Annotated in this window: 25 protein-coding genes; 24 read left to right on the forward strand and 1 reads right to left on the reverse strand. The window is 28.5% G+C overall.

All coding sequences use genetic code 4. The annotated features are described in order from the left end of the window. The first annotated feature begins 146 nt into the window (after nt 1–146). The 15 genes from SCHIN_RS00480 (at nt 147) to SCHIN_RS00550 (ending at nt 17,583) form a co-directional block, all read left to right on the forward strand. Nucleotides 147–884, forward strand: coding sequence for an ABC transporter ATP-binding protein (locus SCHIN_RS00480; RefSeq protein ID WP_166507687.1), 738 nt, complete (start codon nt 147–149; stop codon nt 882–884). A gap of 147 nt (nt 885–1,031) precedes the next feature. Then, nucleotides 1,032–2,633, forward strand: coding sequence for a hypothetical protein (locus SCHIN_RS00485; RefSeq protein WP_166507688.1), 1,602 nt, complete (start codon nt 1,032–1,034; stop codon nt 2,631–2,633). A 37-nt stretch (nt 2,634–2,670) separates the two neighbouring features. Beyond that, nucleotides 2,671–3,489 (forward strand): hypothetical protein, encoded by an 819-nt coding sequence (locus SCHIN_RS00490; RefSeq protein WP_166507689.1) that lies wholly within the window; start codon nt 2,671–2,673, stop codon nt 3,487–3,489. Between the two features lie 171 nt (nt 3,490–3,660). Beyond that, nucleotides 3,661–5,643: an excinuclease ABC subunit UvrB gene (uvrB, locus tag SCHIN_RS00495; RefSeq protein WP_166507690.1), complete on the forward strand. Its 1,983-nt coding sequence runs from the start codon at nt 3,661–3,663 to the stop codon at nt 5,641–5,643. Between the two features lie 10 nt (nt 5,644–5,653). Continuing rightward, nucleotides 5,654–8,497 carry an excinuclease ABC subunit UvrA gene (uvrA, locus tag SCHIN_RS00500; protein ID WP_166507691.1) on the forward strand — a complete coding sequence of 948 codons (2,844 nt, stop codon included), beginning with the start codon at nt 5,654–5,656 and terminating at the stop codon, nt 8,495–8,497. Beyond that, nucleotides 8,490–9,581: a bifunctional folylpolyglutamate synthase/dihydrofolate synthase gene (locus SCHIN_RS00505; protein WP_166507692.1), complete on the forward strand. Its 1,092-nt coding sequence runs from the start codon at nt 8,490–8,492 to the stop codon at nt 9,579–9,581. The genes uvrA and SCHIN_RS00505 overlap by 8 nt, the downstream gene beginning before the upstream one ends. Next, on the forward strand, nt 9,581–10,249 hold the full coding sequence (locus SCHIN_RS00510) for a folate family ECF transporter S component (protein ID WP_166507693.1): 669 nt from the start codon (nt 9,581–9,583) through the stop codon (nt 10,247–10,249). The genes SCHIN_RS00505 and SCHIN_RS00510 overlap by 1 nt, the downstream gene beginning before the upstream one ends. A 70-nt stretch (nt 10,250–10,319) precedes the next feature. Next, nucleotides 10,320–10,913 carry a hypothetical protein gene (locus SCHIN_RS00515; protein ID WP_166507694.1) on the forward strand — a complete coding sequence of 198 codons (594 nt, stop codon included), beginning with the start codon at nt 10,320–10,322 and terminating at the stop codon, nt 10,911–10,913. 143 nt (nt 10,914–11,056) lie between these two features. Further along, the gene (gene hprK / locus SCHIN_RS00520; protein WP_166507695.1) at nt 11,057–11,989 is read left to right on the forward strand and encodes an HPr(Ser) kinase/phosphatase; all 933 of its coding nucleotides are present in this window, start codon (nt 11,057–11,059) and stop codon (nt 11,987–11,989) included. Continuing rightward, nucleotides 11,982–13,337: a prolipoprotein diacylglyceryl transferase family protein gene (locus SCHIN_RS00525; protein WP_166507696.1), complete on the forward strand. Its 1,356-nt coding sequence runs from the start codon at nt 11,982–11,984 to the stop codon at nt 13,335–13,337. Before hprK ends, SCHIN_RS00525 begins: the two co-directional genes overlap by 8 nt. Continuing rightward, the gene (trxB, locus tag SCHIN_RS00530; protein ID WP_166507697.1) at nt 13,321–14,253 is read left to right on the forward strand and encodes a thioredoxin-disulfide reductase; all 933 of its coding nucleotides are present in this window, start codon (nt 13,321–13,323) and stop codon (nt 14,251–14,253) included. Before SCHIN_RS00525 ends, trxB begins: the two co-directional genes overlap by 17 nt. 252 nt (nt 14,254–14,505) lie before the next feature. Next, on the forward strand, nt 14,506–14,910 hold the full coding sequence (locus SCHIN_RS00535; protein ID WP_166507698.1) for a hypothetical protein: 405 nt from the start codon (nt 14,506–14,508) through the stop codon (nt 14,908–14,910). A 101-nt stretch (nt 14,911–15,011) separates the two neighbouring features. After that, on the forward strand, nt 15,012–16,391 hold the full coding sequence (locus tag SCHIN_RS00540) for a prolipoprotein diacylglyceryl transferase (RefSeq protein WP_166507699.1): 1,380 nt from the start codon (nt 15,012–15,014) through the stop codon (nt 16,389–16,391). A gap of 30 nt (nt 16,392–16,421) precedes the next feature. Beyond that, nucleotides 16,422–17,360, forward strand: a complete 939-nt coding sequence (gene whiA, locus SCHIN_RS00545) for a DNA-binding protein WhiA (RefSeq protein WP_166507700.1) — start codon at nt 16,422–16,424, stop codon at nt 17,358–17,360. 1 nt (nt 17,361) lies between these two features. Further along, nucleotides 17,362–17,583 carry a helix-turn-helix domain-containing protein gene (locus SCHIN_RS00550; protein WP_166507701.1) on the forward strand — a complete coding sequence of 74 codons (222 nt, stop codon included), beginning with the start codon at nt 17,362–17,364 and terminating at the stop codon, nt 17,581–17,583. 58 nt (nt 17,584–17,641) lie between these two features. Here the strand turns inward: SCHIN_RS00550 and SCHIN_RS00555 are convergent, their stop codons facing one another. Beyond that, a complete protein-coding gene (locus SCHIN_RS00555) occupies nt 17,642–18,037 on the reverse strand; it encodes a rhodanese-like domain-containing protein (RefSeq protein ID WP_166507702.1) in 396 nt (131 codons plus the stop codon). Nucleotides 18,038–18,154: 117 nt separating this feature from the next. On the opposite strand from SCHIN_RS00555, the gene SCHIN_RS00560 reads away from it, so the two are divergent. The 9 genes from SCHIN_RS00560 (at nt 18,155) to SCHIN_RS00600 (ending at nt 25,654) form a co-directional block, all read left to right on the forward strand. Continuing rightward, entirely contained in the window at nt 18,155–18,544 is a 390-nt protein-coding gene (locus SCHIN_RS00560) for a hypothetical protein (protein WP_166507703.1), read from the forward strand. Between the two features lie 16 nt (nt 18,545–18,560). Further along, nucleotides 18,561–18,947: a hypothetical protein gene (locus tag SCHIN_RS00565; protein WP_166507704.1), complete on the forward strand. Its 387-nt coding sequence runs from the start codon at nt 18,561–18,563 to the stop codon at nt 18,945–18,947. A gap of 75 nt (nt 18,948–19,022) precedes the next feature. Beyond that, a complete protein-coding gene (gene secG, locus SCHIN_RS00570; protein WP_208057190.1) occupies nt 19,023–19,277 on the forward strand; it encodes a preprotein translocase subunit SecG in 255 nt (84 codons plus the stop codon). A gap of 34 nt (nt 19,278–19,311) precedes the next feature. After that, nucleotides 19,312–21,408: a ribonuclease R gene (gene rnr / locus SCHIN_RS00575; protein WP_166507706.1), complete on the forward strand. Its 2,097-nt coding sequence runs from the start codon at nt 19,312–19,314 to the stop codon at nt 21,406–21,408. Nucleotides 21,409–21,429: 21 nt separating this feature from the next. Further along, nucleotides 21,430–21,870 (forward strand): SsrA-binding protein SmpB, encoded by a 441-nt coding sequence (smpB, locus tag SCHIN_RS00580; RefSeq protein ID WP_166507707.1) that lies wholly within the window; start codon nt 21,430–21,432, stop codon nt 21,868–21,870. Between the two features lie 11 nt (nt 21,871–21,881). Continuing rightward, nucleotides 21,882–22,130 (forward strand): hypothetical protein, encoded by a 249-nt coding sequence (locus SCHIN_RS00585; protein WP_166507708.1) that lies wholly within the window; start codon nt 21,882–21,884, stop codon nt 22,128–22,130. Nucleotides 22,131–22,248: 118 nt separating this feature from the next. Continuing rightward, nucleotides 22,249–24,090 carry a PTS transporter subunit EIIC gene (locus tag SCHIN_RS00590; protein WP_166507709.1) on the forward strand — a complete coding sequence of 614 codons (1,842 nt, stop codon included), beginning with the start codon at nt 22,249–22,251 and terminating at the stop codon, nt 24,088–24,090. A 127-nt stretch (nt 24,091–24,217) separates the two neighbouring features. Then, nucleotides 24,218–24,523: a hypothetical protein gene (locus SCHIN_RS00595; RefSeq protein WP_166507710.1), complete on the forward strand. Its 306-nt coding sequence runs from the start codon at nt 24,218–24,220 to the stop codon at nt 24,521–24,523. 177 nt (nt 24,524–24,700) lie between these two features. Further along, nucleotides 24,701–25,654 (forward strand): L-lactate dehydrogenase, encoded by a 954-nt coding sequence (locus SCHIN_RS00600; RefSeq protein WP_166507711.1) that lies wholly within the window; start codon nt 24,701–24,703, stop codon nt 25,652–25,654. Nucleotides 25,655–25,699: the final 45 nt, after the last annotated feature.

Consider the following 25,699-nt stretch of genomic DNA (forward strand, 5'->3'; position numbering starts at 1 on the left):
CTAATAATTACTCGATTATGAATGAGAATAGCGGGAAATAAAATACTAGCAATATAAATTACAAAAATAATATAAATTATAAATAAATATAAATTACTAACCTATCAATTATAAAACCAAATCCGCTATAGGATCGGAGGAATAAAATGATAGAGGTAAGAAATTTATCCAAGATATTTAAAAGTGGAGGTGGAGTAAATGACATCTCATTTTCCTTTCAAGAAGGAGACATAGTTGGTTTAATCGGTGATAACGGAGCTGGAAAATCAACAATAATAAAAACAATTTTTAATGAGTATAACAAAAATTCTGGAGAGATATTTATTGACAACCTACCTATTACAAAAGAGAGTTACAAAAAAATGAGCTTTTTTCCAGATCAAAGTATCTATCCCAACAACATTTCAATAGAAGATTATTGTGTGTACTCTGGAATGTTGGCTGGTGTTAGCAAAAAAGATTGTAAGATCAGAACTGAAAAACTTTTAAAATTTTTAAGTTTAGAAGCTTATGCTAAGAAAAAGTTTAAGATTCTTTCTGCTGGAATGCAAAAAAGAGCAATGTTAGCAATAACTATGATTTCAAATCCTGACATAATAATTTTGGATGAACCAACTGCAAATTTAGATGTAACAACAAGATTTGAATTTATGGATTATTTAAGACAATTGGCAGGAAACAAAAAAACAATTTTGATAACAAGTCATATCATTAATGAACTACAAGGACTTGTAAATAAAATAATAGTTATTGATAAAGGGAAAAAAATATTTGAAAACTATTTAAAACCTGGTGATGAAATTTTAAAAATTTACAAAGACGCAACCGAAAAAGCTTTGCTTGGTCAAAGTCAAAGCAAAGATATAAACGATATTTTTGGTTAAAACATGATAACTGTATTTAATTTTCATGCGTTAAGAATTTTAAAATCAAAGTTTTTTATACTTATCACAGTGGTTTGGATTTTATCAACTTTTTTATTCTCGTTGCTTGTAATAAATTTAGATAGTTATGATTCAAAAGTATTTAGAATGATAAGTTTTATATTTCTAATCATTTCTTCAGTTCTAATTTTATGTACATGCAATATTGCATGAATTCCAAACTTTATGATTTCCGATATTGAAAACGGTATTCAAAGTTTGGAAGTAAGACGTGGAGTAAATTTAAAGTATTTAATTTTTATTAAATTATTAATTGTCAAATTAATTACATTAAGTTTTATAACTTATGTTATTTTGCAATTTGTGATATTGCAATCTATTTTGAATCCATTAAATAATTGGGTATACAGTAAGGGCATACTTCCAGGACTATGTTCATTGTATGCTCTAGATATTTTAATGACAGGTATTATTTTTATAATAGGTTCTAGTTTGAAAATAAAATTAACAGTGGCTATCCCTGCTTTTATTTCTTCGCTATTTACATTATCACCAATTGTTGGGGTAATACAATTTTCTGCAATGGCAAGAAATTCCCATCACTATATGAGTGATGGGAAAAAAGTTATGTCAGAACTTTTAGATCAAAGGAAAGCTAAACCAAATGGTTTATTTGATTGGATAGTAAAAAATTTAAAAGATCTAAATAGTTATAACCAATCTTTTTCATTAAAAGAATATGACGATTTGTCTCAAACTGAAAAAGATGTGGCAGAAAAAATAAAAAATGGATTATTTGAGAAAGAAGGTTTTTTGACAATAGCTTTTTCAAATACAGGTTTCCTAGTAGATGGAGAAGAAGTTTTAAATGAAATTAGAATTATAAAATCAATTGGATTGGTAGAACAAAGCAATTCATTTAAACAATCAAACATTTACAAATTTTTAAATCTTCCTGTTTTTACAGAGGGTTCAGGAAAATTTGAGGATACTTTTTTTAACAAACAAAGTCATGCAAATATTAGTGGTAAAGGTCAATTGGATGATGTGATAAAGGTTTTAAATTCACAAGAGAATATTGATGAGCTAAATAAAGAATTGAATTTAGAAATTGATAGAAATGAAATGATTGCATTTAACAAAATACTAAAAGATTATTTTGTTAATTATTTAGCACCGAATCATATTATTGTTGGTATCAATAAATATTTCGAAAGAAATTCTTTTGGAATAGGTGATACAAAATTTGAAATTGACGAAAAGGATGCACATAATTTCAGTATGGTTAGAAACGGTGCCAAACTATATCAAAGTATTTTGTTCAATGCTATAAACGATTTGAATAGTTTACCAGATAAGGTAGCTGAGGAAACTCAAGATATGTATGATGCTATTGTTGATAAAAAAATTACAAGTTTTGTACCCTATGTTTTAAATCCTTTAACTGGTTTCAATTACATGACAATTTTTTCTGGCATAAATACAGATTTTGAACAAGAAATTTATTTGGCAAGAAGTTTTTATATTGAATCTTTCACAACCATTAGATTAGCATTACCAATAACTGACAGGGAATGGGAAAAAAACTTTGGAGAAACCTATAATTCTGATGGTTTATTTCCAGTAAGTTCAGTGCTAATAACAAAAAAAATTATTCCAACAAAATCATTTTATATGGCTTATTTCTTTTCTGGATTGATATTACTGGTAATAGGTTACTTTATATATATTAAAAAAATAGTAATCTAAATTTAAAAGTGATCAATTTTAGAAGGGTTGAAATAAAATGAAAAAAAGATTTTTTAAAAATCCAGTATGGTATTGTTATCTTGTTTTAACATTAAACTTAATGTTTTTCATGATGTGAGGAATTTACATGGCTGGTTTTGTTGAAGGTTGATATAATATGGGTTCTTGATTTTTAAATTATGATACCCTTATGAGTTTTTTCTCGGTTCAAGTTAATATAATGACAATTGTTTGATTGATATTTGTGGTTCTTTGTTTTGACAAAGAACCAAGAGGATTGACAAGTGAAGGTTTTAAAAAAACCATGATGAATTGAAATTTAATAGTGTTTATAATTTTTTGAGCAGGTATTATTTTTGAATTGAAAGATTCAAATACAAAACTTTTAGATGAATACACAATTTCACAAATTGTGTGTACAGTAATGACACACTTTATTTGTACTCTAGCTTTGTTTTTTATATTCATATTTACAACAGGACATAAAAAGGAAAGTTACATAACTTGGTATAAGGAAAAAGATATTTACTTTTCTTTGTTGTATCCTTTTCTATATTTATTTTATGTTTACATTAGAGGTTTAATTTATTTAAAAGATGGTGAACACATATGACCATATCCTTTTATGGAATTTGAAAAAGATAGTTTGTGATTGGGAACATCTGTTGGAGGTTATATGACCTTAGTGGTGGTTGTTTTTGTAATTTGGATTGTAACACAACACATTTTATTGATAGCAGTTAATAATTTGGTGTTCTACATAAGAGGTAAAACTAAAGTTTGAATAGCAAAATATAAAAAGAAATCTCCTAAAGAAGAATTGGTTAGTCAAAAAAGTAATAGTAAAACAACTTAATTAATATTAAAAATAACCCCATAAGATTAATCTCTTAAAAAATTTGGGTTATTTTTTTATTCTAAAATTTATTTTCATAGTTTTTATTTTTTATTATGCTATTATCTTAAAAGTTAAATAGAAGTACAGCTAGGGCCAAATCCTAGTGTTTTTCAATAGAGGAGTGAGCGTATGAAAAAGGAATTTAAAGAGTTTGAATTAGTAACTGAATTTAAACCAAGTGGTGATCAACCAACAGCTATTGCAAACTTATTAAACGGGATTAAAGAAAATAAACAACATCAAGTTTTGTTGGGAGCAACAGGGACGGGAAAAACTTTTACAATGGCAAACATTATAAAAGAAGTTAATAAACCAACATTGGTTTTAGCTCACAACAAAACTTTAGCTATGCAATTATATATTGAGTTAAAAGAATTATTCCCAAACAATAGAGTTGAATACTTTGTTTCAAACTTTGACTTTTATCAACCAGAAGCCTACTTACCCTCAAGAGACTTATACATTGATAAAGATGCAAAAAGAAACAATGATCTTGAAATGATGAGATTAAGTACAATGAATGCATTGATGATTAGAACCGATGTAATAGTTGTTGCATCGGTTGCTGCAATTTATGCAACTCAAGATCCAAATGAATATAGTGAAGTATTTTTTGAATTGAAAGTTGGACAAACTATTTCAAAAAAAGAACTATTAACTTTTTTAGTTCAAACAGGTTATACAAGAAATGATACTGTTTTAGAAATGGGAAATTTTAGTGCTAAGGGAGATGTAATTAACATAGCACCAAGTTGAACTGATGATTTTAATTTAAGAATCTCAATGTTTGGAGATGAAATTGAAGCTCTAGATATAGTTGATGTTTTAAACAACACTGTAAAAGAAAAACTTAGAATGTTTACAATTTATCCAGCAGCAGCTTACGTAACTAATTTTGATAAAATGAAAAAAGTAGTTTCAAACATTGAAAAAGAATTAGAAGACAGGGTTAAAGTTCTTTTAGACGAAGGAAAAATGTTAGAAGCAGATAGGTTAAATAAAAGAACTAGATACGACATGGAGACACTTTTAGAATTTGGAATGTGTAGTGGAATTGAAAACTATTCTGCACATTTAGATTTTAGACCTCCAGGAGTTATGCCTTACTCTTTAATAGATTTTTTTGGAGATGATTTTTTAACAATCATTGATGAATCACACATGATGATTCCACAAGTTAGAGCAATGTACAATACTGACAGAAGTAGAAAAGAAACTTTGGTCAATTATGGTTTTAGATTACCGAGTGCTTTGGATAACAGGCCATTAAAATTTGAAGAGTTTACTGCAAAGCTAAAAAATGTAATTTATACTTCTGCAACTCCTGGTGATTATGAAATGGAACTTGCAGATCACAAAGTTGCAGAACAAATTATTAGACCTACAGGTCTATTGGATCCAACAATTGATGTTCTTCCAAAAGATAATCAAATGGAAGTTATAATTGAAAATATTCACAAGGTTGTTGCAAAGAATCAAAAAGTTTTTATAACTGCTTTGACTATTAAACAATCAGAAGCTATTACAGATTTTTTACAAGAAAGAAATATTAAAGTAGCTTACCTTCACTCAGAATTAAAAACTTTAGAACGTAATCAAATTCTAACTGACTTACGTAAAGGAGTTTATGATGTAATTGTTGGAGTTAACTTATTAAGAGAAGGTATAGACATTCCAGAAGTAAGTTTAGTTTGTGTGCTTGATGCAGACAAACAAGGTTTCTTGAGAAATACAAGAAGTTTAATTCAGATAGTTGGTCGTGCTGCAAGAAACTCTGATGGTAGAGTAATCTTTTTTGCAAGCAACATGACAGATGGAATGAAACTTGCAATTGAAGAAACTGACAGAAGAAGAAATAAACAAATTGAATATAACAAAAAACATAACATTACACCAACAACCATTATCAAAAAAATTAGTGACTTTGGAATGGATGCTTCAATTAGAAATAGATTAAATGATTTAAATAAAAAATCTAAAAAAGCTAGAATGAGCGAAAAAGAAAAAATGATTGAAGATTTAAGAAAACAAATGCTAGTAGCTGCAAAGGAACAAAACTATGAAAAAGCAGCAGAGCTTAGAGATTTAATTTTAGAAATCTCTGTAGATTAGGAATGAAATTATGAGTTTAGATAAAATTATAGTTAAAGGAGCAAGAGAACATAATTTAAAAAATGTAGATATTGAATTACCAAAAAATAAATTAATAGTTTTCACAGGATTATCTGGTAGTGGTAAATCATCTCTTGCGTTCAATACAATTTATGCAGAAGGAGAAAGAAGATATATTGAATCACTTTCTTCATTCTCAAGACAATTTTTAAAATCAGTTGAAAAACCAGATGTAGATGACATTGAAGGATTAAGTCCAGCAATTTCTATTGACCAAAAAACTACAAGTCATAACCCACGTTCAACAGTTGGAACAACAACTGAAATTCACGATCACTTAAGATTGTTATTTGCAAACGTTGGAACTCCATATTGTGTAAATGGTCATGGACAAATAAAATCTTCTTCAATAAAAGAAATTGTAAATACAATTAAAGTTGAAACACAAGAAGATGATCAAATATTTATTTTATCTCCAGTTGTTAGAGATAAAAAAGGAACGCACAAAGATTTATTTTCAAGACTTCAAAGAGAAGGATTCATTAGAGTTCAAGTTGATGGAGAAATAAAATTATTAGAAGATGAAATTGAACTTGAACAAAACAAAAGACACGACATTGATATTGTGGTTGATAGATTAATTTATAAAGCTAATGATGAAGAATTACAATCAAGAATTTTTTCAGCTATTGAAGTTGGTTTAACTTATTCAAATGGTCTTATAAAAATTTTCTATCCAAAATCAACTGGAGCAACAAGATTATTTTCAACAAAATATTCTTGTAGTGTATGTGGTTTTATAATTCCAAACCTAGAACCAAATTTATTTTCATTCAATAAAAAAAGTGGAGCATGTGAAACATGTGCTGGTCTTGGAGTAAATTTAGAAGCAGATCCGAGTTTAATGATTCCAGATCCAAGTTTATCAATTAACAATGGTGGAATACTTTATTACAAAAATCTTGTAGGAAGTCAAAACATTGAGTGACAAAGATTTAAAAAACTTTGTGATTACTATCTTGTTGATTTAAATCAACCTATATCAACTTTAAAACAAAAACAAATCGACATGTTGTTATGAGGAAGTGATGAACCAATTGAGATTAGTATCGAATCTTCAAGTGGTAATAAATTTAATCAATTCAACTACATTGAAGGTGTAGGGAGTTTAATTGAAAGAAGATATGTTGAAACTAAATCAGAAGAAAACAGAAAATATTATGGAAAATACATGACTTCTAAAGTTTGCAAAACTTGTGACGGTAAGAGATTAAATGAAATTGCATTAAGTGTTAAACTTAATGAACTAAGCATCGCAGATTTTGTTGAGTTAACAATTGAAGAAGGTTTAGAATTTTTATTAAACCTAAAATTAAGTGAGCAACAAGAAAAAATTGCATCACTAGTTTTAAATCAATTGCTTTCAAGAATTAGTTTTTTAAATGAAGTTGGTTTAAATTACTTAACACTTTCAAGAAGTGCAACTACTTTATCTGGAGGAGAATCTCAAAGAATTAGATTGGCAAAACAATTAGGTTCAAAACTTTCTGGAGTTCTATATGTTTTGGATGAACCTTCAATTGGTTTACACCAAAGAGATAATGACAAACTAATTGCAACTCTAAAAAAATTAAGAGACTTAGGTAATACTTTAATAGTTGTAGAACATGATGAAGATACAATGAAGGAAGCAGATTGAATTGTAGACATAGGACCTGGAGCTGGAATTCACGGTGGTGAAATTGTTTCACAAGGAACTTACAAAGATATTTGTAATGATGACAATTCTTTAACTGGAAGATATCTTTCTAAAAAAGAAATGGTACCTGTTCCAAAAAAACGTAGAGGTGGAAATGGTAAGAAGTTAGAGATAACAGAAATTACAGAAAACAACCTAAAAAAAATTGATGTAACAATTCCTTTAGGAAAATTTGTAACCATCACTGGAGTTAGTGGAAGTGGTAAATCAACTTTAGTTGAAGAAGTTATCTACAAAGGATTAAGAAAAGAAATTAATAAAGAATTAATTAGAGCTGGTAAATATAAAAAAATGAAAGGTTCTGAAAACATAGATAAAATTATTTATGTTTCTCAAGACCCAATCGGAAAAACTCCAAGATCAAATCCTGCAACTTACACTGGTGTGTTTGACGACATAAGAGACTTGTTCGCAGAAATTTCTGAATCAAAAATCAGAGGATACAAAAAAGGAAGATTTAGTTTTAATGTTCCTGGTGGAAGATGTGATACATGTCAGGGAGATGGAATTGTAAGAGTAGACATGCAATTCTTAGGATTTGTTGAAGTAATTTGTGAAACTTGTGAAGGTAAAAGATACAATGACGAAACTCTACAAGTTAAATACAAAGGAAAAAATATTTGAGATGTTTTAAGTATGACAGTTGACGAAGCTGTTCAATTTTTTGAAAACGTTCCAAAAATAAAAGATAAGTTAGATACAATTCTTGCTGTAGGTCTTGGTTATATTAAACTTGGACAAAATGCAAAAACTTTATCTGGAGGAGAAGCTCAAAGAGTTAAACTTTCAACTTACTTATTAAAAAAACAAACAGGTAAAACTTTATTCTTACTTGATGAACCAACAACAGGTCTTCACATTGATGATGTAAAAAGATTAATTAGTGTGTTAGATATTTTAGTTGATCAAGGAAACACAGTTTTAACAATTGAACACAACTTAGACTTCATAAAAGTTTCAGATTATATTATTGACTTAGGACCTGAAGGTGGTTCTGGTGGGGGACAAGTTCTTGCAACTGGTACTCCAGAACAAGTTGCAGAAGTTAACGGAAGTTACACTGCAAAATATTTGAAAGAATATTTAAATGATTAGTGTAAATGGAGAACTTGTAAAAACTAAAGTTCAGTTTGCAAAAGAATATAATCTAAAAAAACTTTTAGAGGAGAAAGGAAATCCTCAAAATAATTTCAAAGTAATTAATGTTGTTGGAACAAATGGAAAAGGTTCAACATCTAATTACATTTATCAAAATCTTTTATTAAACAACAAAAAAGCAGGTATGTTTTTTTCACCAGCTTTTATTTTTCAAAATGAAAGAATTCAAGTCAACGGAAACTTTATTGGAGATAACGATTTAAAAGAATTATTAGAAAAAAATAATTCTTTGTTTGAAAAATATAACCTAACATTTTTTGAAATTTGAACTTACATTGCAATAGAATATTTCAATCAAAACAAAATTGAATATGCAGTTGTTGAAGCGGGAATTGGTGGAAGAAGAGATTCAACTAATTGTTTTGAAAATCAAATTGCAGTTTGTTTAACTTCAATTGGTTTTGATCACACAGAAATTCTTGGTGATACAATTGAAAAAATTGTTTGAAACAAATTAGGAATTGTAAAAGGTAATTCTAAAATTTATACAACTGAAAAAAATAAAAAGTATGAAAAAGAATTTTTGCAAAACACAAATAATGAAATTGTGTTTTGTGAAAATACATCAGACTTTGGTTTTCAAAAATATAATAAAAGTATTGCAAAAAAATTAATAAAAGATTTAAATTTAAAATTTTCAGAAAATATAAAAGCTCCTCTTGGTAGAAATACAGTTCTGAAATCTGATCCAATTTGAGTTATGGATGGTTGTCATAATTTAGATGGAGCAACTGAACTTGCAAATTCTGTTAAAGATATTGATACCTACACAATGTTATTTGCTTCAAGTACTGGTAGAGAAAAAAATGAAATGATAAATTTTTTAGAAAGTAAAGTCAAGAATTTTTATGTAACAGAATTCGAACACCCTAAAGCTTGAAATATTAATGATGTAGAACACAAAAATAAAGTATATAATTGAAAAGAGTTTTTAGAAAAAAATAAAGATACTAAACTTATTATTTGTGGAAGTTTATATTTCATTCCACAAGTCTATGAGTGATTTGAGGAGTTGAAATAATGAATTGATATTTAATAACAAATATAATTGGTGCAACTGGAGTTGCGTTAATTTTAGTTATAGCTTTAGCTATGGAAGGTTTTACATTTAAAAAGATTTCACTAAAGCACATAACATTGATTTCAATGTTTGGTGCTGTAAGTGTAATACTTACAAACTTTATTGGTTATAGTATTCCTATATTTGGAAACGTAAGATTGGCATTTGGTGATTGAATAATTTTCTTACTAGGTTCTTTATTTGGACCCTTATGCGGAGTTGTTTCTGCAATTTCAATTGATAGTTTAGGAAGTGTGATTCCAAATAGTTATGGTTACCATGTGGGTTACATGTTTGGTAAAACATTACTTGGATTGTTTGGTTCATTTGTTTTTATCACAAAGAGTCAAAACAGAATTGTTTTAAAAGTTATTTTGTATTACTCACTAGCTTATATAATTCAAAGTTTATTCTTAAATCAAATTTGAATGATGTCTTGAGCTGGACCTGCAGCGTGAGTGGACACTATTGCTAAAATAATTAAGTTACCAATAGCTTTACCTATTTATATATCATTTACTTACGGATCTCTAAAAGTTATCCAACCTTTATTGGATAGATGACCTAGTGAAAGTGTTTGATGTTTTAGAACTACAAAATGAGCTTCAAGAAAAAATGTTAATATGTAATTAATCACCCCTAGGAGTGATTTTTTCATTTCTTTTATTTATAATAAAGTTGAAACGAAGGTAAATGAGTATGGAAGAAAAAGAAGTGAAAGAACTTTTTAGATATCTCGCATGAATAGATAAAGAAAAAGAGTTTAACAAAATTACAATAGAAAATACCGAATTGAAATCAAATCTTGATTTACAAATAAAAGAAGCGAAAAAATACAGACTTAGAATAAATAAGTATCTTTACTATTTTTCTCTTTTTAATTACTTAGAGAATAACAAAATAAAAATCGATTTAAAATATTTTGCGGTATATGAAAAAGGGGTCTACTTATTTTATGCTAAAGAACTGATGAGTGAAGCTGTACATGAAATTTTAGATAAAAATTACTTATATGATGATTTTGAATTAAGTGATGAAGATAAAGATTTATTAGAAAAAATATCATTTTATTTTTCAGATGTTAATGACGAGGAATTGGTGGATCTTAACCATGATGACCCATTATGAGGAAACCAATGAGGTTATAAAATAGGTATTTCTAATGAAAAGGATTGTTATAACAAATATGCAAAAACAAAAGATATGCTGCCCGCTTTTGAAAATATTGACATCAACTTAAGAAACTATTTAAAGAATTTTTATGAATGAACTTTTAGAGAAATTAAACAATAAGTTTTATTTGCCTAATAGTTAAGAAATGATACAAAACTTGTTGAACATTTTAAAAAAATCTATAAGCCATAATGGCTTTTTTTAGTTTCAAAACCTAAGAATTGTACAAAAAATGAGATATAATACAAGTGGTGAGGTTAAAGATGAAAAAGCTAACTTTAAATAAAATAATAAAAGCATTTGATCTTGAAGTTGTCTGTGGAAAAGACAAGATAGATAATGTAATTGAAGTTTATGGATTAAATAGAGCTGGGCTAGAGCTGACAGGTTATTATGAAAAAGGTGAAAAATCACATAGATTAATACTAATGTCAACAAAAGAATATAGCTACATTATGAACTTTGATGAAGAAGTAAGAAGAGAACGTTATAAAAACCTTTTACAAAAAAATATACCAGGACTTATCACTACTGCTAAGTTTAGAGATGAATTGTTATTTAAAGTTGGTGAAGAACTTGGAATGCCAATTTTAAGAACAGCTGCAGAATCAACAAGTGATTTTACAAAGGATGTTTTAGATTTATTTGATAATTATTTTGCTCCACAAATTGAGTTACATGCTTCATTTGTTAACATTTTCGGAAAAGGAGTATTATTAGTGGGTGAATCTGGTATTGGGAAATCAGAACTTGCAGTGGACCTTGTAAAACAAAACCACTTATTTGTTGGGGATGACAGAATTGTTGTAACCAAAAAAGCAGGTTACTTGTACGGAAAGAGTCATGAAATTTTAAAAAATCTTGTAGAAGTTAGAGGGATTGGAATAATTGATATTTCAAAAACTAATGGATACAAAGTTATTATGGAAGAGTCACCAGTTGACATGGTAATTGAACTTTCTATGTTTAAAAAAGACGGTGTTGATGATTCAGAAAGATTGGGAAGAAACTTTGGAACTTACTCAATACTTGGAATGCAATTACCTTACATTAAAATTCCTGTAGCATCAGGAAGAAACATACAAACAATTATTGAAACAGCTGTTGCTAAATTAAAAATTACTCAAAGTGGTTTATATGAAGATGACACTAAACTATTAACAGACAGATTTAGAGAGTTTGCAGAAAATGAATAATTTTTTAACAGACAATCCGTATTGAGAAGCACAAACTGATAGCCTCTCTTTTATGTACTCAATTTTAATGTTTATTGGTGTTCTTGCAGTTATTATTGCATCAACTGTAAAATTAGTTATTAAAAAAGTACCATTAAAAGATTTTATGAATTCAATTTACATAATAATTCCAACTGGAGTTATGGGTGGTTCAATATTTGGTAAACTTGGAACGGGAGTTCCAATATATCAAATATTTTATATTTGAGAACCAGGTATGAGTATTTTTGGGGCATTAGTTTGTGGAGTAACTGGTGGTTTTGCCTGACTTTATTCAAGAAGAACAGTTACTAAAATTTCTATGTGAGTTTATGCGGATGCTATGCTTCCAAATGTTTTATTAGGACAATCTATTGGTAGATGAGGAAACTTGTTTAATCACGAAATTTTAGGAAAAGATACTGACATTACAAAATGACAATGACTTCCTGATTGAGTTTGACAAAGATTCTTTTACTTTTATAATCCAGAAACTGGAGAAGCTTATACTTCAATAGTTTATAAACAACCTTTGTTTTTAATTGAATCAATGTTAACTTTAACAAGTTGAGTTTTAATTACTTTTGTAATTGCAAATTTAGGTAAATGGTTTAGTAAAAAACCTTGAAAAGTAAACCCAAATAAATACCCTGTGAAAATAGCCTTGCCATTTGAAGATATAATAACTTCAGAGACTTATGTTGAATTAAAATATAAAAAACTTACAAACCAAAACGGAGTTGAGGTTTATAAGTTTTCAAAACAACAAGCATGATTAAAAGCTTATTTTGCATATGAAGCACCAGTTAAAGAAGCTGAGTTATTGCAAAATAAGATAGATACACATAAAGGTATGTGGTTGATGGATGTCGAAAAAAGAAAAAATATAAAATTTAAATTAAATAATGAAATTGAAAAACTAAAATTAAGATTAAAAAATAACAAAATTAGCAAAGAAGAATACAAATTAAAAGTTAAAGAATTAAAAAAAGAAGCTAAAACAGAACTAAAACCAATTAAAGCTTCTAGTTTTAAAAACTTTATGACTTTAGATAGCAAAGAATTATATAAATTAAACAACCCTGAGAATTATTTTGTAATTCATAGTGGAGTTTTAGCATCTTGTTATGTCATAATTTATTCTATAATTAGAATTATATTAGATTCCTTTAGAACACGTTATGAACTTGCATTTAAGTGACATCCAGCTTTAAACTACATGTCACTTACAGGTATTCTTATTCTTGGAATTTTATTATTGGTATGTGCACAATTTGTTGCACCAAAAAAATGGAGAGAAGAAGGTTGACTATATGAAAAATCATACTAATACAGATCACGATATCATAATTGCAGGAGCAGGTCCTGCAGGATTAACTGCAGGAATTTATGCAGGAAGAGCAGGATTAAATGTTTTAATTCTTGAAAAAGAAGCACCAGGGGGAAAAGTAATTAAAACTGGAGAAATTGAAAACTATCCTGGTTTTACAAACATTAATGGACCAGACTTGGCTATGAACTTTTACGAACAAGCAATGGCTATGGGAGCACAACTTGAATACTCAGGACTTAAACAATTTGATAAAGTTGATGATATTTTCAAAGTGTCACTTGAAAACGGAAAAGAAATAACATCAAAAGCTTTAATAATTGCAACTGGAACAAAAGAAAACCTACTTGGAGTACCAGGTGAAGGTGATCTTTATGGTAAAGGTGTATCTTATTGTGCTGTTTGTGATGGAAGTTTCTACAAAGAAATGCCAGTTGCAGTAGTTGGTGGTGGATATTCAGCTGTTGAAGAAGCTATCTTTTTAACAAGATTTGCATCAAAAGTATACTTAATCCACAGAAGAGAAGAATTTAGAGTTGATAATAAAACTTTAGATAAAGCAAAGTCAAATCCAAAAATTGAATTCATTTTAAATACTACTGTTGAAAAAATTAATGGATCTAATAAAGTTGAAAGTGTTGATATCATTAATTTAAATGGTGAAAAAACAAACTTAACAGTTGATGCAATTTTCCCATTTATTGGTCAATACCCAATAACTGAATTTATCAATCACAAAGATATATTAAATGATGAAAGACACATTAAAGCTGATGAAAACATGAAAACTTCAGTTGAAGGTTTATTTGTTGCAGGTGATGTAAGAGTTACACCATTTAGACAAATAGCTACAGCTGTAAGTGACGGGGCATTGGCCGGTCAAAATGCTGTATATTACATTGAAAATCTAGACTAATAATTACCAATATTGCTAAAAAAGTATCACACAAAATAATGCTAATCGTTATGTTATAATCAAAATGAAGTTATGTGGGATAAAAGTTTAGGAAGAAGACAAATATTTAACAATATCAAAAAGAAGAATACAATCATATAAAAATCTATCTCTTTAACTTTTTGAATGGGGTTAAAAAAATGAAAAAAAACAAAATATTTAGATATTCTAGTAAATACAAAACCATAGTAACAAAAAATTATGGGAGATATAATGGAAAGTAAAAAGACACCTATAATTGTTTTTTTAATTCTATGTTCTGTTATACTGCTTCCATTTTCAATTATGTTTCTTGTTGCAATTTTTATAGGTATTGCTTTGTTCTTTGACGATGTTGTTGTTACAGGAGATACTTGAATAGTACAATATATTTATATTGCTTCTACTTTAATAATAATTCAACTTATATTTAACGTTATAGTTTGTTCATTGTTTTTAAAGTTTGACAATAATAATAAAATAATGACAAATATCTTTATTTTTTGAAATTTATTAAGTATATATTCAATGCCTTTCTATTTTTTATTTGCAGGTTTTGCAATATATTTCCTTGTAAGCAAGAAAAAATTATTTCAAAAACAAGATAATGAATTGCAGCAACAAAATGCATATTTTTAAAAAAGCTCTTAAAAATTCTTCGTGATATTGCAAATATCATTAGAGTATATGAGGAGTTTTTTTTATTTGTGTTAAAATTTTATAAGTAAGAGGTGAAGATTATGGAGTGATGAGAAGCGGGTTGGTTCATAAATAATGAAAGTAATCGTAATGATCATTGAACAATTTATGACAACTATGGTTTCGTTCACGTTTACGCGCTAACAATGTCGTTAGGTGTAATTGTTGCAATATTACTTGCAATGTGAAAATTATGAAGAAAAGGAATTAGTTTACAAGAAATTATGTATGGTGCTGCAATTGCAGTTCCAGCTGGATTATTTGGAGCTAGTTTCTTTGGAAAATTAAATGCCCAAGGAGTTGGGTCAAATGCAGGAGGGGCTAAATTCTTTGGTCTATTTGCATTTTGAGAGGCTGGAATGTCAATACATGGTGCAATTCTAGCTGGAGCATTTGCTGGAATAGTTATTTTCTACTTCTTTGGTAGAAAAACAAAGGTTTCAGTATTGGTATATATGGATTGTATTTTACCAAGTATATTAATAAGTCAAGCGATTGGTAGATGAGGAAACTTCTTCAACCACGAGATTTTTGGAAGACCTGTAGGGACTTATGAATCAAGTGCATTAAGTTGATTACCAAATTGAATTCGTGATAATGTTACTTTTACATATGGTGGACCACAAGGACAAGTAATTAATGGAATTACTATGCAAAATGGAGTTGATTATGTAATGCAACCATTATTCTTGGTGGAATGTTTAAGTTTTGTAGCAGCTTGATTAATAATAACTTTCTTAATTCCTGGAATTGGAAAATGAATTAGTAAAAAACCTTGAAAAATTCATCCAGATAAATACTCTTTTGATTTAAAATATTCATTTAAAAGAGCATTTGGTGGAACAAAAGAAGAAGGTAAATTAACTTATACTGAAATTTGAAATAAAGCATTTTATAGAAATGTAAATGTAGAGTGAGTTGAAAAATACAATAAAGAAGTAAACTCAATTGAAGGTAAAAATAAATTTATTAAACGTTGAAAACAAGGGCAATTCTTAGCACAAGCTAATAACCCTGATAACTACAAAATTATTAAATGTGGTGTGGAAGCAGGAGCTTACTTCTTCTTCTGAAATCTAGTAAGATTCTCACTAGAACTTACAAGACCAAAAGACCACTTGTTCTTAAACTACTTACCAACAGCGTCATACACACTTGTTGGTCTAACAATGGTTGGAGGAGTAATATTTGCATTGGTATCACAATTTGTGTTACCAAACCTAACAAGAGTTCCTGGTTATTATTATGAAAAACAATATTTCTATACTGAAGAGGCTATAGAAAAAGAATTTGGATCAAAAAGATCAAAAGAACTTAGTGAAGAAAAAGCAAAAGCATTAGCAGAAAAAGAAAGACAAAAAGAAGCTAAAGCTAAAGAAAAACTTGAAAAGTTAAAACAAAAAGAACAAAGAGATTTTTAGACAAATAGAATATAAGAAAAGGTGAAGATAATGTCGTTTGCAAGAGAAGTAAAAGAGGAAATTTTAAACCATACTTTCTCTCAAGAACAAGCAAAAGCTCTTTTATGTGGTTTTATTAAATATAATGGAGAACTTATTTTTACAAATAAGGGTTTTGCTTTAAAATTAACTTCAACTTCAAATAACATCATTAGAAAGATATTTTCACTATTAAAAGAGATATACTCAGGAAATATCGACATATCAATTGTACAAACACAGAAATTAAATAGAGACAAAGTTTATGAATTAGTGCTGACTGACAATATTCAAGAATTTTTAGCAAAAAACTATATCTATGACATAGGTAATAATGTTAAAATTATAGAGATTAATTTAAAAAATGACCACGATAATAGTTTGGTAAGAGCATATATTTCTGGAGTGTTTATTGCGATTGGCAGCGTAAACAGCCCTGAAACTACCAACTATCATTTGGAATTTCAAACAAAAGAGCTTGAGTCGGCAAACTATCTTAAAGAAATATTAAACAGCTTTGAGTTTGATTTTAAAGTGATCAACAAACGTACAAAGTATATATGTTATGCTAAAAAATCCTTAGTTGTTTCAGATTTTTTGAAATTTGTTGATGCTTCAAGAGCAGTTATGAAATTTGAAACTACAAGAATCAATAGAGATGTTAGTAATAACGTCAATAGGATGATGAATATTGACATATATAACCAGCAAAAAACCTTATCTGCAGGTTCTCAGCAAGTTAAAGAAATAGAACTCATTATGGAAAAGCGACTCTTTAATGAACTTTCAGAAAAAGCTCAAAAACTAGCGACAATACGATTAGCAAATCGAGATGCATCATATTCTGAATTAGAGTTGATGATGAACGAAACAGGAATCGCGATTACAAAGTCGGGAATTAGTAATCTGTTTAAAATTATAAAAAAATTAGCAGAAAGCATTGGTGACTAATATGAAAAAAAACGATGTTATTGCTATATTCAGTCAAAATATGAAACTAATAAGAATAAAAAAAGAGATGACTCAAGAAGAACTAAGTTTTAAATCTGGTTTGCACAGAAACTATATTTCAGATACTGAAAGAGGAAGAAGAAATATATCACTAAAAGCAGCAGAAAAAATAGCTGAAGGTCTTGAAGTTGACTTAAAAGAATTATTCTTAGCAATCGATTAAAAAATTCATGGACACATTTTATAGCAAATAAAAACATCCTACTAGCAGGATGTTTTTTTTAATATATAACTACTTTTGAGATTCTATCAACTTCTGGTTTTTCCATTAAAGCAGGATAGTTTGCATAAAGTAAGTATGTTTTAAACCCTTTTCTTTTAAGAGTTCTATAGATATCTAAGTTGCTTCTATAGTTTTGGTTTAAAATCAAAGTTTTTTTCTTTTTATCCATTTTTCTATAATAGTTAAAACTAAAACTTGTATGAGGGATATTTATTGTGCCTTCAATATGATGTTCCTCATAAGACAACTTATTTCTAAGATCAATAACTTGTCATTTGTTACTTTTTAAGATTTTAAAAAGTTTTCTTTCTGATTTAGTTTTGAATCTCTTTTTAAAAGAATTACTTTTAAAAAGAGTGTCAATTAATTTGAAAACATATTCTAGTCATTGCATCTATATCACCTAAAATAAATTATAAACTAAATAGGTTAAAAGTCCTGTCATAAAAGTTTATAATTATATAGAACTTAGTAAAACTAAAAATATGAAGTATTAAGAATGGAGATAATTATGTTATATTCAGATAAATTGTCCATTAAAGGAAAAGAGGTTTTGGATTTTTTAAGTGAAAGTCCAAAACCTGAAAAAGTTGAAGTAATTTTTAATGATGTAATTATAGAGATTGCGTATAGATTTTTAAAATCTGAAACGCCAGAAAAAAAAGACAAAAAAATATATGTGAAAAAAGCAAAAGTTGCAGAATTTAGAGTATTTTTAAGACACTTTCTAGTAGAGGATAGTGATATTCCATTGAAAAAGTACACAAAAAAACATTATTTAAGAGCTGTTAATTTGTACTTTGCCAAGTTTAATAAACTAGAAACTTTAGCATACAAAAAAAGATATGTAAGATTAAATATTTTTATGAGATTCTTTGAATCATTCACATTGATGTTTTAAAAAAAGGAAGATTAAATTGAAAAGAATAGATGAGTTAAATGACAAAGGACAAGAAATTTTAGAATTTCTTGAAAAAAAGCCAAAACCAAAAAAATGTAAAATTAAATTTGAGGATATATTATTAGAAATATCATATAGATTTTTAAAAGAGCAGGAATTTTCAAAGAAAAGATTGGGAGAATTTCGTAATAAAAAGAAGTTTAACGAATTTAAAGAATACCTCAAGAATTACCTAGTGAAAGATAGTGAGATTTTAAATGATATTATTGTAAAAAATTGTTATGGCAATGCACTGATTATAACTAACAATAATTACGGATATATTGAAAAAACCGACTATCAAACAAGATATAATAGAAAAACATTTGCTGATTTTTTAGCAAATATATTTATATGATTTTAAAATTTATCACTAATTCAAAAGTGTTGATTTTAGTGGTGAAATTATAGTATGATTATAAAGATTGGAGGCGTGAACATGGGTGAATGAATAATACTTAGTATGGAAATATCTGCATTGGTAGTGTCAATACTAATGATAATAGTTGGTATGATACAGAATAAATCATCACAAACTGGTTTAAGTGCCTTAAACGGGGGAAATGATGAACTATTTTCCAACTCAAAAGAAAGAGGATTGGATAAAACTCTTTCAAACTGAATGTTTAGTTTGGGAATAATAATGTTTGTAATTACAATGACTATAGGTATAGTAACAAACACTGTTTTATAATAATGGTGTTTTTTTATTAGAAAAGAGAAATAATATGAAAGAGAAGATTTTAGCTTCAATTGCAGATGATAGTAAAATTCATCTTAATGATTTAGTAAAAAAACTAAATTCACAGCAAGATGAATTAACAAATGCACTTAAAGAACTTCAAGATGAGTACAAATTGGCTTGAACTAAGGAAAATGTAATATATAAAATTGGTGACAAATTTAGATATGGTACTGTAAAGATTAATGAAAAAGGATTTGGTTTTGCAAAAGACTTAAATGATCCAGAAAACGATTACTTTGTACCACCAGTTTCTTTAAAAGGTTCAATTTCAACTGATGAAGTTGTTTTTACTGTAGAAAAAGAAAGTGATGACAGATGAAAAGCTACAATTGAAGATGTTGCTCTTAGAGTTAAAACAAGTTTGGTTGGGGAAATAGTTGAAAGTCGTGATAAAAGATTTTTAGACTTTATTCCAAACGAACCTGGTTTTAAAAACTATAGAATTGTAATGGTAAATCAAAAAGATTACAAAATAAAAAAAGATTTAATTTTAAAAGTAAAAATTTTAGATGTTAGAGATAGAAAATTGTTTACAAGAATTCAAAAAGTTATTGGAGATGCAAACAAAGCAGTTGATAGAATTTTTTCAATTGCCTATGAATTTGATATTAAAACAGACTTTAATAGACAAACAATTGATAATGCAGAAGCTGTTGCAAAACCAATTGATTATAATGACCCACTTGTTAAACGTCGTGAAAAGAATTTAATTCTAGACAAAAATCTTGTAACAATTGATGGTGCAGATTCTAAAGACTTAGATGATGCAGTTTATGTTGAAAAAACAACAAATGGTTACAAACTTTTTGTAGCAATTGCTGATGTTAGTTATTATGTAACTCCATTTTCTCCACTAGACAATACTGCTTTATTTAGAGGTAACTCAGTTTATCTTGCAAATAAAGTAATTCCAATGTTACCTGAAAAATTAAGTAACGGAGTATGTAGTTTAAATCCAAATGAAGATAAATTATGTATGGTAGCTGAAATGGATTTCGACAAAGAAGGAAAAATGGTTGGTAAAAAAGTTTACGAATCAATTATGAATTCTAAAGCAAGATTAACTTATAGTGAAGTTAATGAATTATTTGAAACTGGAGCTTCAACTAGAACTAAACCAATAGTTGATATGTTAATGGTTGCAAAAGAATTGCATGAATTAATTGACCAACAAAGAGTTAATAGAGGTTCAATTGAGTTTGATGTACCAGAACCAAAAATAATTCTTGATAAAGAAAGTAATGTTGTTGACATTGTTGCTCGTGATAGAGGAATAAGTGAAAAATTAATTGAAAACTTTATGGTTAGTGCAAACGAATGTGTTGCTCAAATTATTTTTGAAAAAGAATTACCTTATCTGTACAGAAATCACGGTGTTCCAAAAGAAGAAAACTTAATTGAATGACACACAATGTTAAGAGCATTGGGAATTAATGTTAAGTTAACTGATTTGGATAAAATTAATCCAAGAACTATAAGAAAAGCTCTTGAACAAATTGAAGAACAAGTAAAAGACCAAACTGAAAGAGATGTTATTAACGTGACTCTACTTAGATTCATGGAAAAAGCAGCTTATGAAATGGAAAACATTGGTCACTTTGGATTGGCAAGTGAATGTTATACTCACTTTACAAGTCCAATTAGAAGATATAGTGACTTAATGGTTCACCGTTATTTAAAACAATACTTAGTAGAAAAAGATTTAAGACAATTCAAATTGGATCAAAATGAAAAATTCATTCAAAAAGCTTGTTTAATAATTAATGATACTGAAAAAAATGCAGTTAGTTGTGAAAGAGAAGTTAACAAAGTTTGTATGGCAGAATATATGACAAAACATATTGAAGAAGAATATGAAGGAGTTATTGCAGCTGTTTTAAAATTCGGACTTTTTGTTCAACTTCCAAACTGTGTTGAAGGTTTAATTCACATTAGTGAATTACCAGATTTTACTTTTGATGAAAAAACAAACATTATGGTTAATAAACAAAACAAAATGTTTAGACTTGGTCAAAAAGTAAAAATTAAAGTTAAAAACGCAGATGTTAAAAAAAGAATAATTGACTTTGTTTTAGCATAAAATATTTATGGAGGTTCATTTATGGGAGAGCATGTTATTTTAAAAAATAAAAAGGCTTATTTTAATTATGAAATCCTAGATACATGAGAAGCTGGGATTGTATTAACTGGACCTGAAATAAAATCAATTAGAGCAAAAGAAGTTTCAATTGAAGAATCTTTTGTTTTAATTAGAAGAGGAATTGTAGAAATTCTTAATATGAATATTAAGAAATATGAATTTGCAAATTATGTAGGACAAGACCCAACTAGAAGTAGAGTTTTGTTGTTACATAAGGATGAAATTAAAAAGATTCTTAAAAGAATTCAATTAGAAAATTTAACTTTAGTTCCATTGAAACTATACTTCAAAGGAAATTATGCTAAGTTAGAAATCGGACTTGGACGAGGTAAAAAACTAATTGATAAAAGAGAAACTATTAAAAAAAGAGATGTCGAAAGAAGATTAAACAAACTTAAGTAGAGGATTAGAGTATGAATAAAGAACAATACATTTTATTAGGAGCTGCAATTACTTTTACAGTAATTGCTCTTGGTTTAGTTATTCTTTTAATTTCAATTAAAAGAAAAGGTGGATCAAGTTCAACAATAACATTAAAAGAAACAAACAAAGGTGGATTGGCAGGAATTTGAAGTTTTACTAAAAGAAATATCTTGCCATTTGCAATCACTTTTTGTGCAGTAATGGCATTTACTTGTGTAGCTTTCATGTTCGGCTTCTAATTACTAAAATCGTTGGAAAATATTACACTTTGTTTTAGCAACTTTGGAAAAAAGGTTGCTTTTTTTTTTTTTTTTTGTAAAATACCGGTAGTGTTAATTACACAAGAAAGGAAAAGTTATGAACGAAAAACAACTTAAACAAAAGAGTGGTTCAGCTGGATGACAAAAATTCCGTCAAAGTGCTGGTGCTACCCTTTCTAAACTTAGTAAAGCGTTCCTACTTCCAATAGCACTTCTGCCAATAGCAGGGGTATTTTTAGGAGTTGGAGCTACCATCCAAGCAAATACAGCTGAGTTAAGCGGTATTTGATACTTAGGTTCAGTAATGAACAAAATGGGTGATGTATGTTTTGGTAACTTACCGATATTATTTGCAATATCAGTTGCAATTGCTTATACTGAAGATTCGGGTGTTGCTGCCATTACTGCCGTTGTAGGATTCCTAGTTATGAATGGAATTCAAGCAGCCTTAATTACACCAGAATATGCTGAAGGAAGTGCTGAAATTGCTTCATACAAAATGTTATGATGAAAAGGAATTCCTACAGCTTTAATTACAGCTAATGTAGGTATAACATCATTAAATACTGGAGTTTTTGCAGCTATTTTTGTTGGTGCAATTGCAGCTGTAATGTACAACAAATTCCACAAAACTCAATTACCTTCATTTATTAGTTTCTTCTCAGGAAGTAAATTAGTACCAATCGTAACATTCGTTGCAGTTATACCATTATCATTTGTATTCCTATTTATCTGACCAGGGGTTGGATTAGGATTAAACTGATTTGGAGTAAACTCTGGAAAACTTCCATTTGGAACAGACTCATTAGTTTACGAAATTATTGAACGTTCACTAGTTCCGTTCGGACTACACCACGTTTTCTATGCACCATTATGATGATCAGCAGCTGGTGGAGGTATTAACGATCAATTAGTTAATAACTTCGTTGATGCTGTTGCTAAAACTCCTGATCTATTTGAAAAATTAGGAGATGGAATTAAATCAGATTTAGCAGCTTTAGGTACTACAAAAGATAATTTAGATGCTTTAAAAGAAAACCTAAAAACTGTATTTGAAAACAACAAATTATGAGGAGCATTGGGTGACCAAACAGCTCTATATGCAGTTATTGCACAAAAAACAGTTAAATTTACAGACTTATCATTGATGGGATTAAACTTAGGTAGATTCCAATCAGGAAAATTTGGATTTATGTTATTAGCATTGCCAGCTGGAGCTGTTGCAATGTGATTAAATGTACCTAAAGAAAACAGAAAAAATGTTATGGGGATTTACTTCTCAGCTGCATTTACTTGTTTCTTAACAGGAATTACAGAACCAATCGAATTTACTTTCTTATTCTTAGCTCCTTGATTATTCTATGGAGTTCACATGCCTTTAGCTTCAATCAGTTTCTGAATTACAGGATTGATGAAAGTTCACGTAGGTATGACAGTTAGTGGTGGATTCATTGACTTTATCGTATTTGGTCTAGTACCATGACAATTAGGAACTAATGCAGTTCACGTATTTTGAATTGTGGCCTTAATGACCCCAGCTTACTTCTTTGCATTCTACTTTGCAGTAAAATATGCAGATGTAAAAGTACCAGGTCGTGAAGGAGATGGAAAACTATTTACAAGAGCAGATGTAAAAGCTAAAAATTCAGCAAAAGGTTCAGCTAAAGTAGAAGAACAAATTGCTAAAGCTACAAAAATCATTGAATACTTAGGGGGAGAAGCTAACATTACTAATGTTGATTCTTGTGCATCAAGATTAAGATTAACAGTTGTTGACTCTTCACTAGTAAACAAAGATGGAATTATGTCTCTTGGAGGAACAACTGGTATCATTATTAAAGGTACAAGTGTTCATGTTGTGTATGGTGGAGAACAAGAAGTTATTAAACCACACATGAGAGAAATCTTAAAAAAACAAAGAGAAGCTAAAAAAGCTTAAATAGTTTAAAAATAACTCGTAAGAGTTATTTTTTTTGTATTATATGTTGCTAAAAAACACTGCTTTTATTGACTTTTTTAAAATTATAGAGATATTTCAAGTATTATTTATTTAGGAGGAAAAACGAATGAAAGCTATAAAAATTTTTGCAGCTCATTGATTAGATTGGATTTTAACACTTCTAACATTGGGTGTATTTGGAATTATTCAACAAATTAATACCGGAAGAGGAATTGAAACTTTTGGAATGAGAAAACTTGGAATTACTTATAGTAATCCAGATCGTTCAGGAAATCTATATATAATGAACGGTTTTGCTTATATATTATGATTTTTAACATTTGGTGTAATGTTTATTATTGATTTGATTGCTCTTTTCGGTGATAATGAAACTTTTGGAGAAAAATGATCAGGAAACGTAAGAAACGTTTAATATCAAAATAGTAAATATTAATTTAATAACAAGAAGTATCAAACTTTAACCATATGCTTGTCATATGGTTTTTTTAACCTTTTTTTGAATTTCTTGTCAAGTAAATGGAATATCTTTCTTGAATTTTTATTTCAATCAAAATATGATACTATGAAAAAGTACGAAGGAGAAGTAAAAATGAAAAAAGATAAAAAAATTGTCCTTGTTGGTTGTGGTTCTGTTGGTACCAGTTTTGTTTATTCTGCTATTAACCAAGGAATTGCACAAAATTATGTACTTATAGATGTTAACAACGATCTTGCAGAAGGAAATGCAATTGATATGACAGATGCTCAAGCAGTACTGCCAACAACCTTTCAAACATTAAAAGCTGGAACTTATGATGATTGTAAAGATGCAGATGTAATTGTAATTACAGCAGGAAGACCTCAAAAACCAGGAGAAACTAGACTTGATATGGTTGCAGATAATGCAAAAATCATGAAAACTATTGCTTTAAGTATTAAAGCATCTGGTTTTGATGGAATAACAATTATTGCGTCAAACCCAGTTGATGTATTAACTCAAGTTTATAAAGAAGTTACTGGATATCCAAAAAATAAAGTAATTTCTTCAGGAACTACTCTAGATTCTTCTAGATTACAAAAATTACTTGCAAAAAAAATGAATGTAGCACCAAGAGGTGTTCACGCTCATTTAATTGGAGAACATGGAGACTCTTCAGTTGCAGCTTGAAGTAAAGCTGTTGTAATGGGGAGACCATTAAAAGAGTTTGTAAAAGAAGGAGCTATCACAGAAGCTGAACTAAAAGAAGTTTGAGACAGTGCTGTCCATTTAGCTTACCAAATCATTGAGAAAAAAAGAGCAACATTTTACGGAATTGGAGCTTGTCTTGCAAAAATAGTAAGAGCAATTCTAATTGATGAAAAATGTCAAATGCTTGTAGGTACTTACTTAGAAGGTGAGTATGGAGTTAATGATGTTTATGTAAGTGTTCCTTGTATCGTTGGAGAAAACGGTGTAGAACAAATCGTGAACTGAGACTTAGATGAACTTGAATTAAAGGAATTCAAGGAATCTGCAGAACATTTAAAAGAAGTATTTAAAACAGCAAAAGAAGCTATTAAATAGTAAAAAAAATCCTCACCGAGGATTTTTTTATGTAACACTCAAAGT

Origin of the sequence: Spiroplasma chinense (assembly GCF_008086545.1) — a bacterium.
Lineage (GTDB): Bacteria > Bacillota_I > Bacilli_A > Mycoplasmatales > Mycoplasmataceae > Spiroplasma_A > Spiroplasma_A chinense.